Genomic DNA, 19,760 nt, shown 5'->3' with positions numbered 1-19,760 from the left:
CTATCCTTTAAGAAAATTATATATGCTATCGCCTTTAAATTCAAATGATCTGAAAGGAGGCCGATTTTTGAGCAGCAGCAGCGGGTGGATCTAATTCCATAAGCATGTTATGATGCCTGTCGAGCTTTTCGCTGTAATATAATACAAGTGGATGACTAAATCCATACGTGGAAGCGGCATTCATCATTTTTACACGAAGCTCTTCAATTCTTTTTTCATTCTGCTCTGCTGTTATCTTCATGACGACTCTCCTTTTTTTTATTTGGAAAATAGCATATCCATTTATTTCTTCAATTATATGTCAATTACCAATTTAAAACAATTAATAGATGATTACTATTTGATTAAATTTATATTCAAATCAGTTCTCTTTAATTTACTAATTCCAAGATGTATAATGGAAATTGCAGCTACATGATGTATTATTTTTAAGCAGGATAACTTGTTAGGTTTTATATAGGATAAGAGTCAAGTAGAGACAACAGGGATTTAGAAAGGGATGATGGATGTGCCTGTAACATTAAACACAGACGTACGTATGAAAGAAATTATTGAAAAAGTTAATAACGGGCAGCGCCTGTCTATTGATGACGGGCTCCACCTATACAACACAACGGACCTGCTCACCGTAGCCCAGCTGGCAAATCAGGTGAATGAGCAGAGAAATGGAAATAATGTATATTTTATAGAAAATATGTACATTAACCCAACAAATGTATGTGAAGCTAGCTGCAGCTTCTGCGGCTTTAAACGAAAGCCCGGTGAAGAAGGCGCCTATACGATGCATGAGGAAGAGCTCCTGGAATACGTAGAAAAGCGCTGGAATGATAATATCCGCGAATTTCACATTGTCGGCGGTCATAATGTAGAAGTTGGATTTGAGTATTATGTAAATACCGTCCGCACGCTTAAGAAGCACTATCCTTCCGCCTCCATTAAAGCATATACCGGAGCTGAAATTGAATTCTTCTCCAGAATTTCCGGGCTGTCTATGAGAGAAGTACTTCAGCAACTTATGGATGCCGGGCTTGACACTCTTCCAGGCGGCGGTGCTGAAATACTCACAGAGCGTTACAGAGCCAAAATGAGTCCGGACAAAGCCTCTACGGATGAATGGCTTGAAGCGCATGAAATTGCCCATGATCTTGGAATGAAGACGCACGCTACCATGCTTTATGGTTCGATTGATACGTTTGAAGAGCGCTTAATTCATATGGACAGACTTCGCCAGCTTCAGGATAAAACAAACGGATTTATGGTATTTATCCCGCTTGCGATGCAGCCTAAAAAAGTTGGAGCCGGTTTAAACCGCAGAACGTCTGCTTATGATGATATGCGTACTATTGCTATTTCCCGTCTGATGCTTGATAACTTCGATCATATTAAAGCATACTGGATTAACATTGGTCCTCAGCTTACTCAGCTCGCTCTTACCTTTGGATCTGATGATATACACGGTACGCTTATCGAAGAAAGAATTTCCCATTCTGTTGGTGCCCTTACTTCTCAGGGATTGACGAGAAAAGAGCTTGTTCATCTGATTAAAGGAGCTAACAAGCAGCCAATTGAAAGAGATACGTTTTATAACGAAATTAAGAGATATTAAATGCTATTAATACTAAAAAAATAGACCCTACCGGGGTCTATTTTTTAATATGCCTTCACAGATTGTTTCTGCTGCACCATTCATTGTAATATGACCGTCCTGGTGCCAGGTAATAAACAAATCTCCACCCGGCAGGTGTACGGTAATTTCTTTATTTTTCTGTATTTTTCCGTTCAGAACGGCAGCTGCCACGGCCGCACAGGCACCGGTTCCGCAGGCCTGCGTCTCGCCGGATCCCCGCTCCCATACCCGAAAGTCCATTTCGGTTTCAGATAGAACGTGTACAAATTCAATGTTTGCCCGTTCCGGGAAAAATTCGTGCTTTTCCAATACAGGTCCGAGCGTATGAACAGGCGCTTCCTTCGTATCATCTACAAACAGAACCGCATGCGGATTTCCCATCGACAGCGCCGTTACTTCAAAGCTTGTACCGCCTGCCTCAAGCAGCTCCCCGACCGCTTCCTTCTCCGGATCACCGGATAGCATAGGAATCTGTTTCTTCTGAAGTCTTGGCCGACCCATATCAATCGTTACCATATCAACGATCGATTTAGAATGATCTGGATGGACAGTAGCTTTTACCGTACCGCCCTTTGTCTCAATCGTAAACCGTTCATTGTCGACATATTTCTTTTCAAATACGTACTTCGCTGTGCATCGGAGCCCGTTGCCGCAGGTCATAGCCTCTGATCCGTCAGCATTAAAAATTCTCATTCTGGCATCTTCGGTGCGGGACGGCTCAATCAGAATTAACCCATCCGCCCCGATGCCCCTGTGTTTATCTGATACATAAACTGCCAGTTCACTCAGGCTTCTTTCTTCCAATTCTTCTTCAAATAAATCAATATAAATATAGCTGTTGCCCAGCCCGTGCATTTTCGTGAACTTCATCGTCCTTCTCCCCTCAGTTTATCCTCTGTCCAGAAATAATCTTCGTCTGCTTGTATAATGACCATCCTCGTGGAACAGCACGGCATAATAAGCGGTGTTTTTATTTCCTCGAGTGCTCTTTGCAGATTTCCTTTTGTTAAATGAGTTAGTACATTTTCCTGACCACAGTAAGGGCATTCCTGTACGTAAATATCGTCTCCCATCTTTTCATATGGCCATGTATTTTCGAATGTTAGAAATACCATACCTGGTCTCCTTCCAGTTAAAACATCGGGTTTTCTTCTAAATACTGATATATATTGTCAACGAGTTCCTCGGTTGTTTCACCTTCGACGACTTCCCCGTTAACCAGCGCATAGTTTGTATCTGCGCATAAACCACAGTTGCCGAGACAGCCATATTCAATAATATCGAAGTTCGGATCTTTTTCCAATTTTTCCATAGCAGCCTGGGACCCGCTGGCCAGATTACTCAGGCAAAACTCTACTATTGGTCTCATTTGCTCTACCACCCTTTTTTCAGCTCTGCAATTATCCTACCGTTCTATGCTTCCAATCGTCAATGTATCTACTCTATTTATTTATAGCGGGCGAATTTTCTGACTATTTTCCAGTTGTTGTAATGTTGGTTTAAAATCTTTATAATAAAATTGACCAGGGTCACTTTTGACAGAAAGTATCCTTTGAAGTAACGGAGAGGTCAAGTTATGAATAGAATGCAGAAAAAAGAACAAACGAAGCAGAAAATTCTTTCGGAAGCGCTTTATCTTTTTCGGGAAAAAGGATTCGACGCTACCACTGTGCAGGAAATAACAGAAGCCGCCAATGTGGCGAAGGGGACTTTTTTTAATTACTTCCCTACGAAAGAATCCATTATGCAGTCCCTCGCAGAAGACAGGCTGCATCAGGTAGAATCGTATATTGATCGATATGCCCTGCACCGTCTGGCTTTATTTTCAAGAATCCGTGCTTATATCAGCTACTTTCTTGGAGAATACCAGCTGAATCCACAGCTGACAAGAAAAGTCTGGCAGCACGTCGTAGAGCACGAAATTCTGCTCCGCAGACACTGGGAGCATCTGCTCTATGAAAGCGAACACCGCGGAGAAATAAAAACAAATCTGGATATTCCGGCATGGAGCCATATTATAAACAGCCATTTTCATTACCTGCTGGCCACAAGCACTGCTCGAAACCGGGAGGAATTTATCGAAGAAATGATGGCTATGATGTATACAAGCCTCCATAGCATTACCACAAAAAGGGGACATGAAACAATGAAAAGAGTTGTTATACTTGGCGGAGGATACGGCGGTCTGCGCCTGCTGCAGCGCCTGCTTACCAACGACCTTCCATCCGATGTCGAAATCGTGCTTATTGATAAACTTCCTTACCACTGTATGAAAACAGAATACTACGCACTTGCTGCCGGCACGGAATCCGATCACCAGGTGAGAGTGCCTTTCCCTACTCATAAACAGCTGCGTCTGCAGTTTGGCACTATTGACCGCGTTGATATGGACAGTAAACTCGTTCATATGAAAGGAGAAAATCCAGTCGCTTACGACAGCTTGATCGTAGGACTAGGCTGTGAAGATAAGTTCCACGAAGTACCCGGTGCAGCTGAGCATACGTACAGCATACAGACAATGGAAGCTACGCGTAAAAGCTATCAGGTGCTGAACAGCCTCCCTGCGAGTTCAAGTGTATCTATTGTAGGAGCTGGCCTAAGCGGCGTGGAGCTGGCCAGTGAGCTGCGTGAAAGCCGCTCCGATCTTAGAATCCGTCTATTTGACCGCGGTGATACCATTCTGCCGATGTTTCCAAGCCGCCTGAGCAGATACGTACAGAAGTGGTTTGAGGATCATCAGGTGGAAGTAATCAGTAATTCTGATATTACACAGGTAGATGAGCATACGATTTATAATCACGGCGAACCGCTTGAATCTGACGTTATTATTTGGACGGCGGGTATTCAGCCGAATAAAGTAGTCCGTGAAATGGATGTAGAAAAAGATCCAAGAGGAAGAGTGGTCCTCACTCCTCACCACCATCTGCCGGATAACAATAATGTGTTTGTTGTCGGTGACTGTGCGAGTCTTCCTCATGCTCCGAGCGCGCAGCTTGCTGAAGGACAGGCCGAACAGATTGCAATGGTCCTCAAGAAGCGATGGAAAGGCGAATCCCTTCCCGAAACACTGCCTGAAATCAAGCTTAAAGGAGTGCTCGGCTCTCTTGGTAAAAAACACGGCTTCGGTGTTATGGGAGAAAAAGCGGCTGTCACAGGCCGGGTAGCCCGGATGCTCAAAAGCGGTGTTCTGTGGATGTACAAAAACCATAACGGTGTGTAAGGATAGGAAAAGCTCTCTTCTTAGGAAGGGAGCTTTTCAATGTATTCATATACTTTTTTCAGACGCGGGTTTCCTTCTGCGACAACGTCTCCATTTATGAATACAAGTGGATAGATTCTATCGTTTTCTATCATATCCCGGGCCGTCTCTTCTTCTTCTTTTCCATTTGGCTGATGCATATCCACGTAGACTACATCCAATGGCTTATCCGGATACTTTCTCTGCAGAGCAGCTTCCAGCCATTCTTTCGTTTCAATACTTGAAGGCAGCTGCACACACCCGGAACACTTTTCTTCTGATCCGTATACTTTTATCGTTATTGGCTGAACCATGTCTAATCCCTGCTTTCTTGTTTGTTCTCTATCCCATTGGAAAAGCATTTACACGTATTATTTCAGAAAATTTCAATGAGAAAGCTTCGCATTAGTTGTCATAGAAAAGCAATTCATAGTAGAATATAACTTAAGCTCCTTTAATTATAGACTACTTGGACAAGAGGTACTATAATAAAGGCAATGAAAGGAGAGATACATCATGGCACAAGCTACTGAAGAAATGAACGGACAGGTTTTAGAAGTATTGGACAAGCTGCGTCCTTTCCTACTTCGCGACGGCGGTGACGTTGAGCTGGTAGATATTGAGGACGGCATTGTAAAGGTTCGTCTAATGGGAGCATGCGGATCCTGCCCTTCTTCAACGATTACTCTTAAAGCAGGAATCGAGCGCGCGCTTTTGGAAGAAGTACCAGGCGTTGTTGAAATAGAGCAGGTATTTTAAGCACTCCTTATAAAAGGTTATAGCTTGAACGAATGAAAAGAGTACGTTCCCGAGTGGGAACGTACTCTTTTTCGTTAAGAAGGAATGCCTATTTCTGCATCTGCTTTCACATAAAAAACCTGCGATCCTTTTTCATCCGGTGCTGCAATCTGCACGTCAAAATCAGGATAGTCCTTCTGGATCTTCTGCCTTACTTTCTCGCCGTCCCCTTTAGGGACTATACATAACACAGTAGGACCAGCACCGCTCAGAGCGGCTCCGTGAGCTCCGTATGCCTTTGCTTCCTGCATAATCTCCATCAGGCCTGGGACGAGCCCGGCGCGGTATGGATGATGAAACACGTCACGCACCATCATGTCTCCGACAAGCTCCCAATTTCCCGTTAAAATACCTGCTGTCAGCACATTGCTTACTGCGCTTCCCTTGATCGCATCTTTATACGGCAGCTGAGCCGGCAGAATCCCTCTGGCTTTTTTTGTCATTAGTTCCTGCTCCGGAACTGCAATCACAATATCAATATCCGGCACACCCGCATGAACCATGCTTGTTGCATCGTCACTATGGGCACCGATAATAAGACCACCGTATAGACAAGGCCCTACATTGTCAGGGTGACCTTCCCATATGCTGGCAAACCGCATTTTTTCTTCTGTTGTCATTCCGGCAGATGTTATCTGATCAGTCATTTCAATTCCGGCAATAATAGCCGCTGCACTGCTTCCAAGGCCTCTTGCAAGCGGAATATTGCTCGTCATATGCACGCGGCAGGCGGGCAGCTCTTTATCGAGCTCCTTTGCCAGTGTCTCTGCAACAATATAAATAAGGTTGTCTTTTCCGTAAGGAATTCCTTCTAATTCAGCTGAATCCGATGTAAAAGACCACTCTTCTGCAAGGGTAACCTCCATCGTTAAATAACGGTCAACCGCCAGGCCGATGGAGTCAAAACCCGGACCCAGGTTAGCAGAGCTTGCTGGTACAGTGACGACCAACTTTTCACCCCTCACTTAAGACACCTCCTTTGATTTGCTCGAGGAAGGCCTCCCGGCTGTTTGGCAGCACAGTAGGCTTCACCGTAATCGTATCAATCGCAGTACTTGGATCTTTCAGGCCGTTCCCGGTGAGTACACATACTACTTTAGAGCCTTTAGCAATTTCACCGCTTTCAATCTGCTTTTTCAAGCCGGCTACAGATGCACATGAAGCAGGCTCCGCGAAGATACCTTCTGTCTGGGCAAGTAATTGATAAGCTTCCAAAATTTCTTCATCTGTTACCATGTCAATTTTGCCTTTGGACTGCTCCACTGCTGTAACAGCCTTTGTCCAGCTTGCCGGATTACCGATACGAATGGCCGTAGCAATTGTTTCCGGTTCTTCAATAATTTCATTTCGGACGATCGCGGCTGATCCTTCGGCTTCAAATCCGCGCATCTGCGGAAGGCCGGTGCCGTTTCTCTCATGGTATTCTTTAAATCCTTTCCAGTATGCTGTAATATTACCAGCATTACCAACTGGTATAGCCAGAACATCCGGCGCCTGTCCAAGCTGTTCGCACACTTCAAAAGCAGCCGTTTTCTGCCCTTCAATCCGGTATGGATTCACAGAGTTAACGAGCGTAATCGGTTCTTTGTCGCTGATAAGCTTAACAATTTCCAAAGCGTTATCGAAGTTGCCTTGAATTTCAAACACTTCCGCACCATACATAACAGCCTGCGCAAGTTTGCCTAGAGCAATCTTCCCCTCTGGAATAACGACGATACAGCGAAGGCCTGCGCGTGCACCGTAAGCTGCCGCCGCTGATGTATTTCCTGTGGAGGCGCAGATGATAGCCTTGCTTCCCTCTTCTTTCGCCTTGGCTACAGCCATGACCATACCACGGTCTTTAAAGGAACCGGTAGGGTTTGTTCCTTCTGTTTTAACGTGAATATCGACGCCCCACTCTTTTGACAGCTTCTCCAGCGGAATAAGAGGAGTGTTTCCCTCCCGTAATGATAAAATAGGTGTATCTTCTGTTACCGGCAAAAATTCTTTATATGTTTCCAATAGGCCTTTCCAACTGCTCATTCTGCGTTTCCTCCCTCGACACGATAGCTGCTTTTAACAGCTACAACCACGTCCATTTTTTCCAGCTCTGCAAAGATTCTTTCATATACGGACTTAGTAGTAGTATGCGTAATTACTGCTACCTCAGCGATTTGATGTTCAATCGGCCACTGCATTAATTTCTCAAAGCTTACATTTTCTTTGGCGAAGACAGAAGTAAGCGCAGCAAACGTGCCTGTTTCATCTTTCACGTGCAGGCGGATAAAGTATTTGGACTGCACTTCATCAGGCGTTTTCAACTGCTTATGGTACAGCGGAGGAACAATGCTTCTGCCGCTCACGCCAAGCTTCATGTTTTTCACTACTGTGACAAGATCGGAAACAATAGCTGTTGCTGTTGGAAGAGAACCAGCGCCGGGTCCGTAAAACATCGTTTCCCCAATAGCGTCCCCGTATACATATACGGCATTATATTCATCATGCACGGAAGAAAGCGGGTGTTTAGCCGGCAGAAGCATAGGCTGTACCGTCAGTTCAATCCGCTCTCCATCCCGTTTCGCAAGACCAATCAGCTTTAAGGCGTAACCCATCTGTTCGGCATATTTAATATCATCAATCGTTACGGTCGTAATGCCCCGCACATCGACATCTTCGAGCTCTACATCCATCGAAAAACCAAGCGAGGCAAGAATAGCCATTTTACGGGCTGCATCGAGGCCTTCCACATCGGAGGTTGGATCACTTTCAGCAAATCCGAGTGCCTGGGCTTCAGCCAATACGTCATCGTAGGCGCGTCCATCCTGGCTCATTTTTGTCAAAATGTAATTTGTTGTTCCATTTACAATCCCCATCATCTGGGAAATGCGGTCGGAAGACAGCCCTTCGGTAAGCCCGCGGATAATAGGAATACCGCCGGCAACACTTGCTTCATAAAATAAGTCGCAGCTGTTTTCTGCAGCAATTTTTACAAGCTCTGCTCCATGAAGAGCAATTAGATCTTTGTTTGCCGTAACGACATTTTTTTTATTTTTAACGCGCGGATAATATAGTCTTTTGCTTCATCGATTCCGCCCATTACTTCAATAACCACTTTAATCTCTTCGTCTTCCAGAATGTCTTCTACTCTGTCGGTGAGAAGCTGACCTGCATTTTCTATATCCTGGTACTTGTTCATGTCGCGTACAAGCACCTTCTTCACTTTAATACCGGAGCCTACTTGATGTGCTAAATCTTTTTGATGATCTTTAATGATCTGCAGGACCCCTGTTCCTACCGTTCCTGATCCTAATAATCCAATTTGTATATCCTTGCTCATTCTCTCCACTCCTCACCACTGACTGCTTCGTTCTCTCTGTTCTAAAAGGTATATTGTCCATTGTAACGAATTACCCTGTATGTTTACAAGGGGGAAACATATGTCTTTTTATAAAGGACATTTATAGATTACTTCTTATCGCTTTTTTCTTCTGGATTCTGCGTAAGCTTCCAGTCTGCCATGCTTTGAATGCTGTAGGATGGCAGGGCCGCCTTCTGCTGAATTTCCTGCAGGCTTGTAATACCTGTCTGCACATGAATCGTATCCATTCCGCTTCGAATGCCTGCTAATATATCTGTATCATAATTGTCTCCAATTAATACTGTCTTTTCGAGCGGTGTTCCCAGTATATACAGGGCCTGTTCAATAATAACGCGTTCCGGCTTCCCGATAAAGACCGGATCCTTTCCAGAGGCTGTCTGCACGACAGAGGTAAGTGCCCCATTCCCCGCAGGAACCCTCTTTCCGTCGGAAGCGCTTTGTCACTATTTGTTGAAATAAAAACAGCACCATTTCTTACGGCAAGAGCGGCCTTTGCGAGCTTTTCATAGGTGATTCCCCGATCTATTCCCATCACCACGTACGTGGGATTTTCTTCTGTATACTCTACTCCTGCTTCTTCCATCGCCTGAAGCAGACCGGTTTCTCCTATAATATAAGCAGTATGCGGAGAAGGGCCGGCTTTCACATAAGCCGCAGCCGCAAGAGCAGTAGTCCAGACCTGAGCTGGTTCTGCCGGCACGTTGAATGCCTGAAGCTTGCGGCTGACCTCTTCTGGAGTGGCAGAGGAATTATTGGTTATAAACAAATAAGGAAGTCCAGCCTCTTTTAATTGATGAATAAAGGCTATGGCTTCCGGTATTGGTTCTTTGCCTCTATATACAGTTCCGTCTAAATCGAGCATATATCCTTCGTAGGCTTTCACGATGTATCTCTCCTATTTCTTATCCTGTTTATTTTCCGGCAGAAAGGCAGAAACCGGTCCGAGCTCTTTATCAATATAGGTGCGTACACAGTCGGGAAACTGCTTTACATATTCTGCTTCCGCCTGCACATTGTTCCACAACGCATCATGATCTATCTCGATATAATCGCGGGTTAACGTTTTTCTTAGTTTAATCAGACGGGTAAGTCCTGTAAATACCTCTTCCGGGATTACCTTTTCATCTTCAAGAATTGCCAGAATATCTTCATAGCTTCCCGGATCTCTCATAATAAATCCGTCAATCATCTGATTACCCGTATCAATAATCGCTTCAATCCATCCCTGTGCCAGGCGTTCCAAAGCCAGGCGCTGAATGATGCCCCCCATAGAACGAAAGGACGTAACCGCTTCATACAAAGACTCTATATAAGCCAGCTGGGCTTCAATTTTCTGTCGATCTACAAAATACATCGTTTATTCCCCCTGTGCCTTTTCTGCGTAATAAAACTAGTATATCACAGGATGTTTTCGAACCCCATGAAGCGCAAAACCTCTATAATATGATAGGATAAAGACTGTTGATTGCAGTTTATGGAGCGATATTACATAAAAGGAGAGAAAGTATGGATAGAGAGCTTGCTTTAGAAGTAATTAGAGTGACCGAGGCTGCGGCTATCTCATCGGCTCAGTGGATGGGAAGAGGAAAAAAAATAGAAGCAGATGATGCAGCCACTTCCGCCATGCGGCTGATTTTTGATTCAGTAAGCTGCAAGGGAACCGTTGTAATTGGGGAGGGGGAGCTTGATGAAGCTCCTATGCTCTACATTGGCGAAGAGGTAGGCAATGGCAATGGTCCGGAAGTAGATATTGCCGTCGACCCGCTTGAGGGAACAAACATTGTTGCCAATGGACGCGGCAATGCTATGGCCGTACTGGCTTTAGGAGACCGCGGCACCCTGCTTCATGCCCCTGATATGTATATGGAGAAACTTGTTGTCGGACCAGAGGCTGCCGGGCTCGTAAGACTCGATGATCCTATTGAAAAAACGATTGATATTGTAGCAAAAATGAACAACAAACGAACTCGCGATGTGACGGTCATTATTCAGGACCGGGAACGTCACCAGGATATTATTGACCGGGTCCGTGCCAAAGGCTCGCGCGTTAAATTATTCGGTGATGGGGATGTCGGCGCTTCTATTGCCACTTCTCTTCCCCAGACTGGGATCGACCTTTTTGTCGGTACAGGCGGAGCGCCGGAGGGTGTAATTTCTGCCGCTGCGATTAAAGCGCTGGGCGGAGATATGCAGGCTCGTCTTGTGCCGGATAACAAAGAGGAAGAACAGCGCTGTATCGAAATGGGATTAGCCGATCCCCGTCAGCTTCTGTATCTCGACGACCTTGTTAAAGGAGACGACGCTATTTTTGCTGCGACCGGCGTTTCTTCCGGGGAGCTGCTCGAAGGAGTTCGCTTTCTGGGCGGCGATCTCGTAGAGACCGATTCCATTGTAATGCGTGCGAAAACCAAAACAGTGCGTATATATTAAAGCACATCACCGCCTTCAGAATAAACCGCATCTGCTTGCAGATGACGAGTAAAGGAGAATACCACTATGAGTGATCGCTTTTTCCTTCATGATGAAGAAGAAGAATCAAGCGTCCGCTTCGTCAGTTTTATGGGCGATAACGATGAACGATTTGACCTGGCTCTTGTTTCTACGGAACGTTATTACGGAAAGCAGGTAGTCCTTGATATGCGCACCCAGCGCTTTGCCCTTCTAGGAGTGGATGATCTGGAAGAACAGGGACTGCTTGAAGATGCGTATCAAATCGATGAAGAAACAGCCGAGGAACTGCGGGCTTTTCTACTAGAAGCGATTGTGGAATATTAATGCAGCAAAAAAGAAAGCCCCACCGCGGAGGCTTTCTTTTTTTATGGTGTAACTTCCTCTGTTTCTTCCGATTCTACTTCCGGCTTCTCCTGCTTCTTCTGCTTTTTTACTACAAAATAAGCACAGCCAAAGTTGCAGTACTCCAGCAGGTAATCATGAAGAGTACTTATTTTCATATCATAGGATACTTTTTTCCGTGAGTCTTAAAAAAAACCGCGCAGCCGAAGCTGTTCGCCCCAGTCTCCCAGGATATAGTCGTATTTATGAAGCACTTCACTATACCGCTCTAAAAACACTTCTTCGTTCCAGCCGGATCTGTTTTCTTCGACTACTTCGTACGTATAGCCCTGGACTTCGACCATTGCATTCCCTCCTTTTGTAAAAACCGGCTCCCGTTAAAGGGAACCGGTCACATATTGATTATTCAGCCTGTTTGTACTTATTTGCTTCTTCGTGAACCTGAGCCTTGTTAACCTGCTCGTCTGCGTGATAAGAAGAACGGACAAGCGGACCGGCTTCACAGTGACTGAAGCCTTTTTCCATCGCAATTTCCTTAAAGCGGGCAAATTCCTCAGGAGTATAGTATTTTTTTACTTTTAAATGCTTCTTCGTTGGCTGAAGATATTGGCCGATCGTCATAATATCAATATTATGGGCACGAAGGTCATCCATTGTCTCGATAATTTCCTCGTCAGTTTCCCCAAGGCCGATCATAGACTCGACTTCGTTGGAATGTCCGGGTGGATTTCCTTGGAACGCTGTAGAAATTCAAGGGAACGCTCATACGTAGCTCTAGCGCGGACTCTTGGCGTCAGCCGTTTAACTGTTTCAATGTTGTGATTTAAAATGTTCGGGCGTGCTTCCATCAGCGCTTTCCAGGTTTTCCTGCACACCCATCATGTCTGATGGAAGAACTTCGATCGTCGTGTTAGGGTTTCTGCGGCGCACTGCTCTGACTGTTTCTGCAAAGACGGCAGATCCGCCGTCTTGAGGTCATCTCTCGCTACCCGTAATAACAACGTGCTTAAGTCCCATTTGTTCTACGGACTCTGCAACGCGCTCCGGCTCCTGCCAGTCCAGTTCATTCGGCAGTCCTGTATTTACGCACAAAAGCGGCAGGCGTGTACAGACGTCACCGAGAATCATGAATGTTGCTGTTTTTCTTTCTGACCAGCACTCATGAATATTAGGACAGCGTGCTTCCTCACATACGTATGAAGATTTTTTTCGCGCATCATTTTCTTAAGCCCTTATAGGAGTCGTTTGTATTTAATTTAATCTTCAGCCATTCCGGCTTACGAAGTATTCTTCTGTTTTTGCCAAACCGCTCACTCCCCATTTTTTCCTCAGCCTCATTTATAACCATCGTACCCTGTCAAAGAAGACTTTGATATTAATACTTTAACATGTTCTATACTGCCTCGACAAATGTACCGTTTTTTCACATGATTGTTTTCCTTTTCTGCATAAAAAAAGCAGCCGCTTAAGCAAGCAGCTGCCTTCATTTATTTTCTTTTGGAAACCATTCTTGCATACAAACTGCCAGCAAGGCCTCCCCAGATAATTACAATCCCTATAATCATCATTATAATCGCACCGGCTGTCATTATTTTTTACCCCCTTCATCTCTGCGTGCAATTCAGGCTTGTTTTTCCACTTAAAACGAAAGAACAATACCAGCAGCTAGAGCAAAGAGTGCACGGACCAGCCGCTGATACAACAAAGGAATTGGCGTATCCTTCATAGTTTCCTGTTTCCGTGTCAAACTGGCGAAACAGTTCTGGACGAACAGGCTGAACATCATGTAACCGAGAATAATCGGCGTAATGATACCCAGGCAAACTCTCCACCACAAGCCAACTGAGATATCAGATACTCCATTCGCATGCTCCTGAAATTCCGGAAGCTTGCGAAGGAACCAGGCTACAACAACAACCTCTACAAGACCGATGAGCGCGACACCAAATTGGTTAATGAAGTAATCGGCAGCATCGAGGAAGTTAATTCCACCGTTTGTGGCGAAAATCAAGGAAATAAGGGCTGCTGCTCCGCCGCCTATTGCTACGGATTTTGCTCTGGAAATATTAAACTTCTCAGATATACCTTTTACGTATGTTTCCGAAATGGAAATCAAGGAGCTCAGTCCTGCCAGTACAAGCGACAGGAAGAACAAAATCCAAACAAGCCGCTTAATGCAGGAAATGCATTAATAATCTGCGGGAAAACGACAAAGGCCAGTCCGATGCCTCCTGCTACGACTTCATCTACACCGACTCCTGCCTGTGTTGCCATGAAACCAAGTGCTGCGAACACTCCGATACCGGCAAGCAGTTCAAAGCTGGAGTTACTAAAACCCGGTAATAAAAGCATTATTTGTGATATCGGATTTCTTGGGCAGATAGCTTGAGTACGTGATCATGATTGCAAAAGCAATCGATAAGCTAAAGAATATCTGTCCGTATGCCGCTACCCAAACCTCACCGGATGTAATAGCGCTGAAATCCGGCTGAAGAATGCTTGTAATCCCAAAGCAGCGCCAGGAAGCGTTACTGCACGAATACAAATAATTAAAAAGATAACGACCAGAGTTGGGATAAAAATACGGTTGGCAATCTCTATGCCCCGCTGAACGCCTCTAAACAGCACGCCAAGCGTGATAACCCACACAATAATCAGCGGGATGAGCACTCCCGGCACAAGACTTCCAATTTGACCTGCATCCGATGCCTGCAGGTACTCCCCGAATAAAATCCTTCCGTGTCGTCCCCCCATGATTGATTGAGGGCAAACACGCTGTAGCTCATCGCCCATGCAATAATGACGGAATAGTAGGTGGAAATGACAAAAGCGACAAATACTGCCCACCAGCCGATCCATTCTACTTTTTTATTCATACGGGAATAGCTCAGTGGAGCCGATCCCCGATATTTATGGCCAATCGTAAATTCCATGATTAATAGCGGAATACCCGCTGTAAGAAGTGCGATAAGGTATGGTATAAAAAAGGCTCCGCCCCGCCGTCGTAGGCTACTGCAGGAAACCGCCAAATATTACCAAGCCCGATGGCTGACCCGATTGCAGCCATGATAAAGCCTGCTCTTGTGCCCCATTGTTCTCTAGCTTCCATTATGTGATCCCCTTTGTTTTCTTGACTTTCTGTATAGAATATTCAGAAAATATTCTCTTTTTTATTTTTAAGTATGAATGCCTCCGCTGCTTAAGTTACTGCCTGCTGGAGCACCTCCTTCCTAGAACTTTTGTCTGATAATTCGTTATTTTATTATAATTTTTATTTTTGTATTTGTCAAAAATTTTTAAATTGGAAAAAGCTTTCCTTATAGGAAAGCTTTCTTCGTTATAGTGATTTTTTAATGATTTTCATTAACGCTTCTGCCAGGTAACAAACGGTGGGGATGCTTGTTTTTCTCATCGAGCACGCCCTGCTCCTCTTTCAAGCCTTTCCCACTCTGCCTTATTTCCACTCAGGGAAAAATGTGTCTCCTTCAAAGGACTGATCAATATGGGTCAAATACATTTTATCGGCATACGGCAGGCAGGCATTAAATATTTCCGCACCGCCGATAACGAAAAATTCTTCTGTTTTTTCTCCAAGCAGCTGGACTTCCTCCAAAGAATAAATAACTTCACAGCCCTCTGCCTGAAATGTTTTATTTTTTGTTACAATAATATTTTTTCGGTTCGGAAGGGGCTTTCCAATGGATTCAAATGTTTTGCGTCCCATCACAATCGTGCCGCCGCTCGTTACTTTCTTAAAGTGTTTCAAGTCGGCAGGCAGATGCCACGGAAGCTCATTGTTTTTTCCAATGAGACGGTTTTCATCCATGGCGGCTACAAAAGAAATCATACAGAAACCTCTCCTTTTATATGAGGATGCGGATCGTAGCCGGTTAACTCAAATCATCAATAGTAAATCAAAAATCGATGTCACCTCTGGATTTATTTTCATCTGCGGCAGTTCTTTTGTATTCCTTGTTAACTGAAGCTGCACCTGCTCCAGATGATTGCTGTAAATGTGGGCATCACAAGCGTATGAACGAACTCATGAGCCTTCAGCCCGTTACCTGGGCAATCATTTTTGTTAACAGGGCGTAGCTTGCAATATTAAAAGGCACCCGAGAAACACATCTGCACTGCGCTGATACAGCTGGCAGGACAGCTTGCCGTCGTTTACGTAAAACTGGAACAGACAATGACACGGGGCCAGCGCCATATCGTCAATTTCTGCCACATTCCAGGCATTCACCAATAAGCCGGCGTGAATCCGGGTTTTCCTTTATCTGCTGGATCACATCAGAAATCTGGTCGACGGTCCGGCCATTGGCCCCTTCCCATGAGCGCCATTGTTTACCATATACAGGACCCAGATCCCCATTCTCATCTGCCCATTCGTTCCAAATACGTACATTGTTTTCTTTTAAATATTCAATGTTGGTGTCCCCTTTTAAAAACCAGAGAAGTTCATGAATGATCGAACGCAGATGAAGTTTTTTGGTCGTCAGCACAGGAAAACTGTCTTCCAGCGAATAGCGCATCTGATATCCAAACGTACTAATCGTTCCTGTTCCGGTGCGGTCGCTTTTTTCTGTCCCGTGATCCAGAATATGTCTGCATAAATCTAAATATTGTTTCATACTACCTACCTGCCTTTTATGAATATTTCTTTTCCAATATGAATTGAAGCACGTCTCTCATCATTTCCGGCATGAATATTTCTTCTGTTTTGTCTGCGACAGCCCTGGATATAACGGTCCAAATGTGAACATATCCGGAGCTGCCAGGCGATACATTTTTTTATTCTCAATGTCTATGCCCTGAATTTTTATTTTTTTCACATGCGATTCTTCTCTCGCTTCGCTCATTTCTACGGTAATACCGCTGAACGCGAGCACGCCCAGCTTAATCCCCCGGAAACCGAGCCCTTTTAAAGGAAGATGAATCATTTTTTGAGTGTAGGCCGCATGAATGGATTCTTTCAGTACAGCACCTGATACTTCAATAACCGCGGGGTTAATCGGATGGGGACAGAGCCGGTGAATATCTTCCTTCGTCACGGAACCGGGATCCAGCGACTCAAGCAGAAGCCCCGAATTGATTAAAGCCAGGTCCGTTTGACACCAATCCCGGAGTCCTTCCGCCAGTAAATCAGCAAAAGGAGATGGTTCTGTCCAGGAAACAGCAGCGCTGATGGAATCCATGCTATTTCCTCGTGCATTTCCGCTTTTGCCTCTGCTTCCAGCCGGTTCAAAAGAGCAGCTGTCTCCGGGGATGGAGGCTCGTGGCTTACATCCACGGCGTACCCTTTTTTTGACACTACTTCTCTTTTTTTTCCGTATCAAACTCCAAATCCACCTGTCCCACGTAATAAGCGTTTTTGCCGCACTGGGCGACAAGCGACTGATTAATGGTTTCTGCTTCTTTAAGCAGATGATGGTATGAGCGCCTAGAATAACATCAATCTCCGGAAACGATTCTGCTATTTCTCATCATAATCGAGCCCCATGTGTGAAAGAAGACAATGATATCTGACTGTTTTTTCACTTCTTCCAATATGCCGGGAAGCAGTATTAACGGATCCTGAATATCCCAGCCCAGCTCATTGTAAAATGGATAAAAAGGAATGGTGATGCCGACTAAACCCAGCTTAATTCCTTCCTTTGTTTCAATGACATCATAAGGAACCGCCCAGTTCGCGCCGTTTCCCCTGTTCATCAAACAAATTGGCTAAAAGCACTTTAAAGTCAGCTTTGCCATAAAGATCTTCAAGTTCCTCTCTGGAAAAAGTGATCCCTTCATTATTTCCTATCGTTACGTGTGAGATTTCCGCTTCATTTAGAAGCTCCACGTTCCCTTTCCCCCTCGTAGCTTCGGTTACCATATGAGAACGGTCGGCATGATCGCCTATATCGAAAAATAAAGCTGTTTCCTTTTTTTATGATGAAACCGCCGCTGCGCCTTTAAATAAGAAACGGCGGAGGTCCACTGGGTTAAATCACTATGCAGATCATTTGTATGATATATCGTGATGGGAACAATTGCTGACACCCTGCTACACCGCCTTCTCCTACCAACTATTCTCTCTACATTCCTGAATACCCTGCCAAATAAGCCGAAGGGCAATAATAATTAAAAAGAACCTCAGCAGAATAATCAGTGTGTTGCTTTTCAATCGTTTATTAATTGCAGCTCCAATAGTAGCTCCAAACCACGCTCCCGGAATCAGAGCAAGGGAATAAAGCCATTCTACATTTCCCAGCGAGATATGTGAAATCGAGCTTACAATCGAGGAAAATAAAATCATAAACATAGATGTTGCCACCGCTACATGCGGAGGAAATCCAAACAAAAGGATCATCGCCGGTACCATAAGAGACCCTCCCGCCAATGCCGAACAACCCTGATAGAGTTCCAACAGCAAAAGCGATGCCCAAACCAAGTCCCAGTGAAAATCCATATTCCTGCTTTCTCCCAGTTCTGTTATGTACTCTCGTTTAATGGAGGTACGCTTGACCGGCAGCGGTTTTAAATAATTGCGTACAAACAATACAAACGCAATAAACAGCATAAACAAACCAAAGATAATGAGAAACATATTCGTTTCCATACCTTTATTCAGCCAGACGCCAAATAAAGCGCCCGGCCCGCTCCCTGCAAAAAAGATAAAGCCGGACTTTATATCAATAACCTTCTGCTTCGTGTAAGAAATAGTTGATGAAAGCCCGGTAAAAATCATAATTAACAAAGAGGTGCCTACAGCTGTCTGGGGAGTTATCCCTGCAAAAGAAGGGATAATATCACTCATCACCAGCAGGGCCGGCACGACAATAATACCGCCGCCCAGTCCGAGAAGGCTTCCAAATGTTCCAGCCACGAGGCCCAATACGACCAACAGTAACCAATCCATAGCATCCCTTTCTTAAGCTGCTATTACAGCTCATCCTGCATTCTTTTATTATGATACCATTTTTTAAGAAAAATCGCCTTGATCGAATAGGGAAATCTGGCGTGGTGCCAGACCATCATATGATATATCCGACAGTTCCAAAAAGCGCTTAGCGTTAGGCGCAGCATGGCGTCCGGAATTGTTATTAAAGACAACATAAATATTCTCTGATGTTTTTTCCAGCGTTCTCACACGCTCTTCCCATTCCTTTAGTTCCGTATCATTATAATCATACAAATAACGGATTTCCCGCCACTTCTCTCCTTTAGCCGGTTTTTTCCATGCTTCTGTATTTCTGCCGTGCAGACGTACCAGCGTTTTTTTCTTTATGTGTAGGATGCATAACAATTGGCACAGAGCCGCCTTCAATTTGCGGTTCATCACAGATGCTGTGAATCCATTCCTCCTCTTTCATGAATTCCAGGGTTTTTTCCTTAAACTCCGGTTCGAACCAGGACTGATGCCTGAACTCCAGCGCGCATGGAAAAACCGACAGCTGCTCTCGTACATAGCGGAGGTACTCGACATTTTCTTTATTGCATTCGAACCACGGCGGGAACTGACAAAGCACCATACCTAGTTTCCCGGATTCCATGACCGGGCGCACGGAATCCACGTAGGCTTTAAACATTTCTTCTTTCGAAGCAAACGGTATCTCTCCCGTTCATGCCCTGTGATGCCCTGATAGGCCTTTACAATAAAAGAAAAGCGGTCCGGGGTATCTCTTATCCATTTATCATAATTTTTTTTTAGGCTGCACCGCATAGAAAGCCGCATCCACTTCTACCGTTGGAAAATGACCGGCATACTCTGCCAATTTTTCGCCGGGTTTAATTCCCTGCGGATATAAAGAGACATGATCTCCCCATCCGGTAAGTCCTGTGATAATCATCGCTGCTCCTCCTTCGTTTTATACCGTATTTCTTTCTAATAGCCTTTTTTGAATGAAAGAAAACACCATACCATGCAGACTCTGTAGATATGAACTTCTTCTCTATCTCAT

The 19,760-nt window shown here is 44.7% G+C and carries 19 protein-coding genes and 11 pseudogenes; 6 read left to right on the top strand and 24 right to left on the bottom strand.

The features are described from left to right. Nucleotides 1-40 precede the first annotated feature (40 nt). Nucleotides 41-241 (bottom strand): aspartyl-phosphate phosphatase Spo0E family protein, encoded by a 201-nt coding sequence (locus tag MMY81_RS27475; protein WP_252315298.1) that lies wholly within the window; start codon nt 239-241, stop codon nt 41-43. A gap of 297 nt (nt 242-538) precedes the next feature. On the opposite strand from MMY81_RS27475, the gene mqnE reads away from it, so the two are divergent. Further along, nucleotides 539-1,606 carry an aminofutalosine synthase MqnE gene (mqnE, locus tag MMY81_RS27470; RefSeq protein WP_252315306.1) on the top strand — a complete coding sequence of 356 codons (1,068 nt, stop codon included), beginning with the start codon at nt 539-541 and terminating at the stop codon, nt 1,604-1,606. 27 nt (nt 1,607-1,633) lie between these two features. On the opposite strand, the gene dapF is transcribed toward mqnE, so the two are convergent. From dapF to MMY81_RS27455, 3 genes are read right to left on the bottom strand one after another with little or no spacing between them, the layout of a single operon-like run. Beyond that, nucleotides 1,634-2,497: a diaminopimelate epimerase gene (gene dapF, locus MMY81_RS27465; RefSeq protein WP_252315297.1), complete on the bottom strand. Its 864-nt coding sequence runs from the start codon at nt 2,495-2,497 to the stop codon at nt 1,634-1,636. After that, complete coding sequence (locus tag MMY81_RS27460) at nt 2,494-2,742, bottom strand: hypothetical protein (protein WP_252315296.1); 249 nt, start codon at nt 2,740-2,742, stop codon at nt 2,494-2,496. Before MMY81_RS27460 ends, dapF begins: the two co-directional genes overlap by 4 nt. A 17-nt stretch (nt 2,743-2,759) precedes the next feature. Beyond that, on the bottom strand, nt 2,760-2,996 hold the full coding sequence (locus MMY81_RS27455) for a YuzB family protein (protein WP_252315295.1): 237 nt from the start codon (nt 2,994-2,996) through the stop codon (nt 2,760-2,762). 207 nt (nt 2,997-3,203) lie between these two features. Between MMY81_RS27455 and MMY81_RS35930 the strand changes: the two are divergent. Both MMY81_RS35930 and MMY81_RS27450 read left to right on the top strand, forming a co-directional pair. Continuing rightward, nucleotides 3,204-3,365 (top strand): annotated as a pseudogene (locus MMY81_RS35930) (TetR/AcrR family transcriptional regulator); the annotation flags it as partial. Nucleotides 3,366-3,773: 408 nt separating this feature from the next. Beyond that, nucleotides 3,774-4,847 carry an NAD(P)/FAD-dependent oxidoreductase gene (locus MMY81_RS27450; protein WP_374562924.1) on the top strand — a complete coding sequence of 358 codons (1,074 nt, stop codon included), beginning with the start codon at nt 3,774-3,776 and terminating at the stop codon, nt 4,845-4,847. A 20-nt stretch (nt 4,848-4,867) separates the two neighbouring features. Here MMY81_RS27450 and MMY81_RS27445 read toward each other — a convergent pair whose 3' ends face one another. Then, on the bottom strand, nt 4,868-5,179 hold the full coding sequence (locus MMY81_RS27445) for a DUF1462 family protein (protein ID WP_252315293.1): 312 nt from the start codon (nt 5,177-5,179) through the stop codon (nt 4,868-4,870). A 202-nt stretch (nt 5,180-5,381) separates the two neighbouring features. Here MMY81_RS27445 and MMY81_RS27440 point away from each other — a divergent pair, with 202 nt between their 5' ends. Next, nucleotides 5,382-5,624, top strand: coding sequence for a NifU family protein (locus tag MMY81_RS27440; RefSeq protein ID WP_252315292.1), 243 nt, complete (start codon nt 5,382-5,384; stop codon nt 5,622-5,624). Nucleotides 5,625-5,698: 74 nt separating this feature from the next. Here the strand turns inward: MMY81_RS27440 and thrB are convergent, their stop codons facing one another. The 5 genes and pseudogenes from thrB to MMY81_RS27415 form a co-directional block, all read right to left on the bottom strand. Beyond that, on the bottom strand, nt 5,699-6,628 hold the full coding sequence (gene thrB, locus MMY81_RS27435; RefSeq protein WP_252315291.1) for a homoserine kinase: 930 nt from the start codon (nt 6,626-6,628) through the stop codon (nt 5,699-5,701). Beyond that, on the bottom strand, nt 6,618-7,685 hold the full coding sequence (gene thrC / locus MMY81_RS27430; protein ID WP_252315290.1) for a threonine synthase: 1,068 nt from the start codon (nt 7,683-7,685) through the stop codon (nt 6,618-6,620). The genes thrB and thrC overlap by 11 nt, the downstream gene beginning before the upstream one ends. Then, nucleotides 7,682-8,979, bottom strand: a pseudogene (locus MMY81_RS27425) (homoserine dehydrogenase). Before MMY81_RS27425 ends, thrC begins: the two are co-directional and overlap by 4 nt. A 128-nt stretch (nt 8,980-9,107) precedes the next feature. Beyond that, nucleotides 9,108-9,904, bottom strand: a pseudogene (locus MMY81_RS27420) (TIGR01457 family HAD-type hydrolase). A 12-nt stretch (nt 9,905-9,916) separates the two neighbouring features. Beyond that, the gene (locus MMY81_RS27415; RefSeq protein ID WP_252315289.1) at nt 9,917-10,375 is read right to left on the bottom strand and encodes a DUF86 domain-containing protein; all 459 of its coding nucleotides are present in this window, start codon (nt 10,373-10,375) and stop codon (nt 9,917-9,919) included. 152 nt (nt 10,376-10,527) lie between these two features. Here MMY81_RS27415 and glpX point away from each other — a divergent pair. Continuing rightward, nucleotides 10,528-11,503: pseudogene (glpX, locus tag MMY81_RS27410) on the top strand (class II fructose-bisphosphatase). 14 nt (nt 11,504-11,517) lie between these two features. Beyond that, the gene (locus tag MMY81_RS27405) at nt 11,518-11,796 is read left to right on the top strand and encodes a DUF3055 domain-containing protein (protein ID WP_252315288.1); all 279 of its coding nucleotides are present in this window, start codon (nt 11,518-11,520) and stop codon (nt 11,794-11,796) included. 41 nt (nt 11,797-11,837) lie between these two features. Here MMY81_RS27405 and MMY81_RS27400 read toward each other — a convergent pair. From MMY81_RS27400 to MMY81_RS27350, 14 genes and pseudogenes are all read right to left on the bottom strand, one after another. After that, nucleotides 11,838-12,158: pseudogene (locus MMY81_RS27400) on the bottom strand (YutD family protein). 58 nt (nt 12,159-12,216) lie between these two features. Continuing rightward, nucleotides 12,217-13,135, bottom strand: a pseudogene (gene lipA, locus MMY81_RS27395) (lipoyl synthase). A 166-nt stretch (nt 13,136-13,301) separates the two neighbouring features. Beyond that, the gene (locus MMY81_RS27390; protein WP_252315287.1) at nt 13,302-13,403 is read right to left on the bottom strand and encodes a methionine/alanine import family NSS transporter small subunit; all 102 of its coding nucleotides are present in this window, start codon (nt 13,401-13,403) and stop codon (nt 13,302-13,304) included. Between the two features lie 50 nt (nt 13,404-13,453). Next, a pseudogene (locus MMY81_RS35925) lies at nt 13,454-14,166 on the bottom strand (SLC5/6 family protein). Further along, a pseudogene (locus MMY81_RS35920) lies at nt 14,144-14,568 on the bottom strand (hypothetical protein). The pseudogenes MMY81_RS35925 and MMY81_RS35920 overlap by 23 nt, the downstream one beginning before the upstream one ends. Beyond that, a pseudogene (locus MMY81_RS35915) lies at nt 14,469-14,881 on the bottom strand (hypothetical protein). Before MMY81_RS35915 ends, MMY81_RS35920 begins: the two co-directional pseudogenes overlap by 100 nt. Nucleotides 14,882-15,268: 387 nt before the next feature. Continuing rightward, complete coding sequence (locus MMY81_RS27380) at nt 15,269-15,661, bottom strand: dihydrofolate reductase (protein WP_308215503.1); 393 nt, start codon at nt 15,659-15,661, stop codon at nt 15,269-15,271. Nucleotides 15,662-15,709: 48 nt separating this feature from the next. Continuing rightward, nucleotides 15,710-16,027 (bottom strand): annotated as a pseudogene (thyA, locus tag MMY81_RS36370) (thymidylate synthase). 4 nt (nt 16,028-16,031) lie between these two features. Next, on the bottom strand, nt 16,032-16,448 hold the full coding sequence (thyA, locus tag MMY81_RS36365) for a thymidylate synthase (RefSeq protein WP_483882504.1): 417 nt from the start codon (nt 16,446-16,448) through the stop codon (nt 16,032-16,034). A gap of 60 nt (nt 16,449-16,508) precedes the next feature. Next, nucleotides 16,509-17,012, bottom strand: a complete 504-nt coding sequence (locus MMY81_RS27370; RefSeq protein ID WP_252315286.1) for a 5'-nucleotidase C-terminal domain-containing protein — start codon at nt 17,010-17,012, stop codon at nt 16,509-16,511. Nucleotides 17,013-17,268: 256 nt separating this feature from the next. Further along, the gene (locus MMY81_RS27365; RefSeq protein ID WP_252315285.1) at nt 17,269-17,526 is read right to left on the bottom strand and encodes a metallophosphoesterase family protein; all 258 of its coding nucleotides are present in this window, start codon (nt 17,524-17,526) and stop codon (nt 17,269-17,271) included. Beyond that, the gene (locus tag MMY81_RS27360; RefSeq protein ID WP_252315284.1) at nt 17,486-17,659 is read right to left on the bottom strand and encodes a hypothetical protein; all 174 of its coding nucleotides are present in this window, start codon (nt 17,657-17,659) and stop codon (nt 17,486-17,488) included. Before MMY81_RS27360 ends, MMY81_RS27365 begins: the two co-directional genes overlap by 41 nt. A gap of 219 nt (nt 17,660-17,878) precedes the next feature. After that, nucleotides 17,879-18,718, bottom strand: coding sequence for a sulfite exporter TauE/SafE family protein (locus MMY81_RS27355; protein WP_252315283.1), 840 nt, complete (start codon nt 18,716-18,718; stop codon nt 17,879-17,881). A gap of 63 nt (nt 18,719-18,781) precedes the next feature. After that, nucleotides 18,782-19,649 (bottom strand): annotated as a pseudogene (locus tag MMY81_RS27350) (DUF72 domain-containing protein). Nucleotides 19,650-19,760: the final 111 nt, after the last annotated feature.

Source organism: Sinobaca sp. H24 (assembly GCF_023845525.1).
Note: the sequence above shows the minus strand (reverse complement) of the source record. Positions and strands in the feature narration are given on the sequence as shown.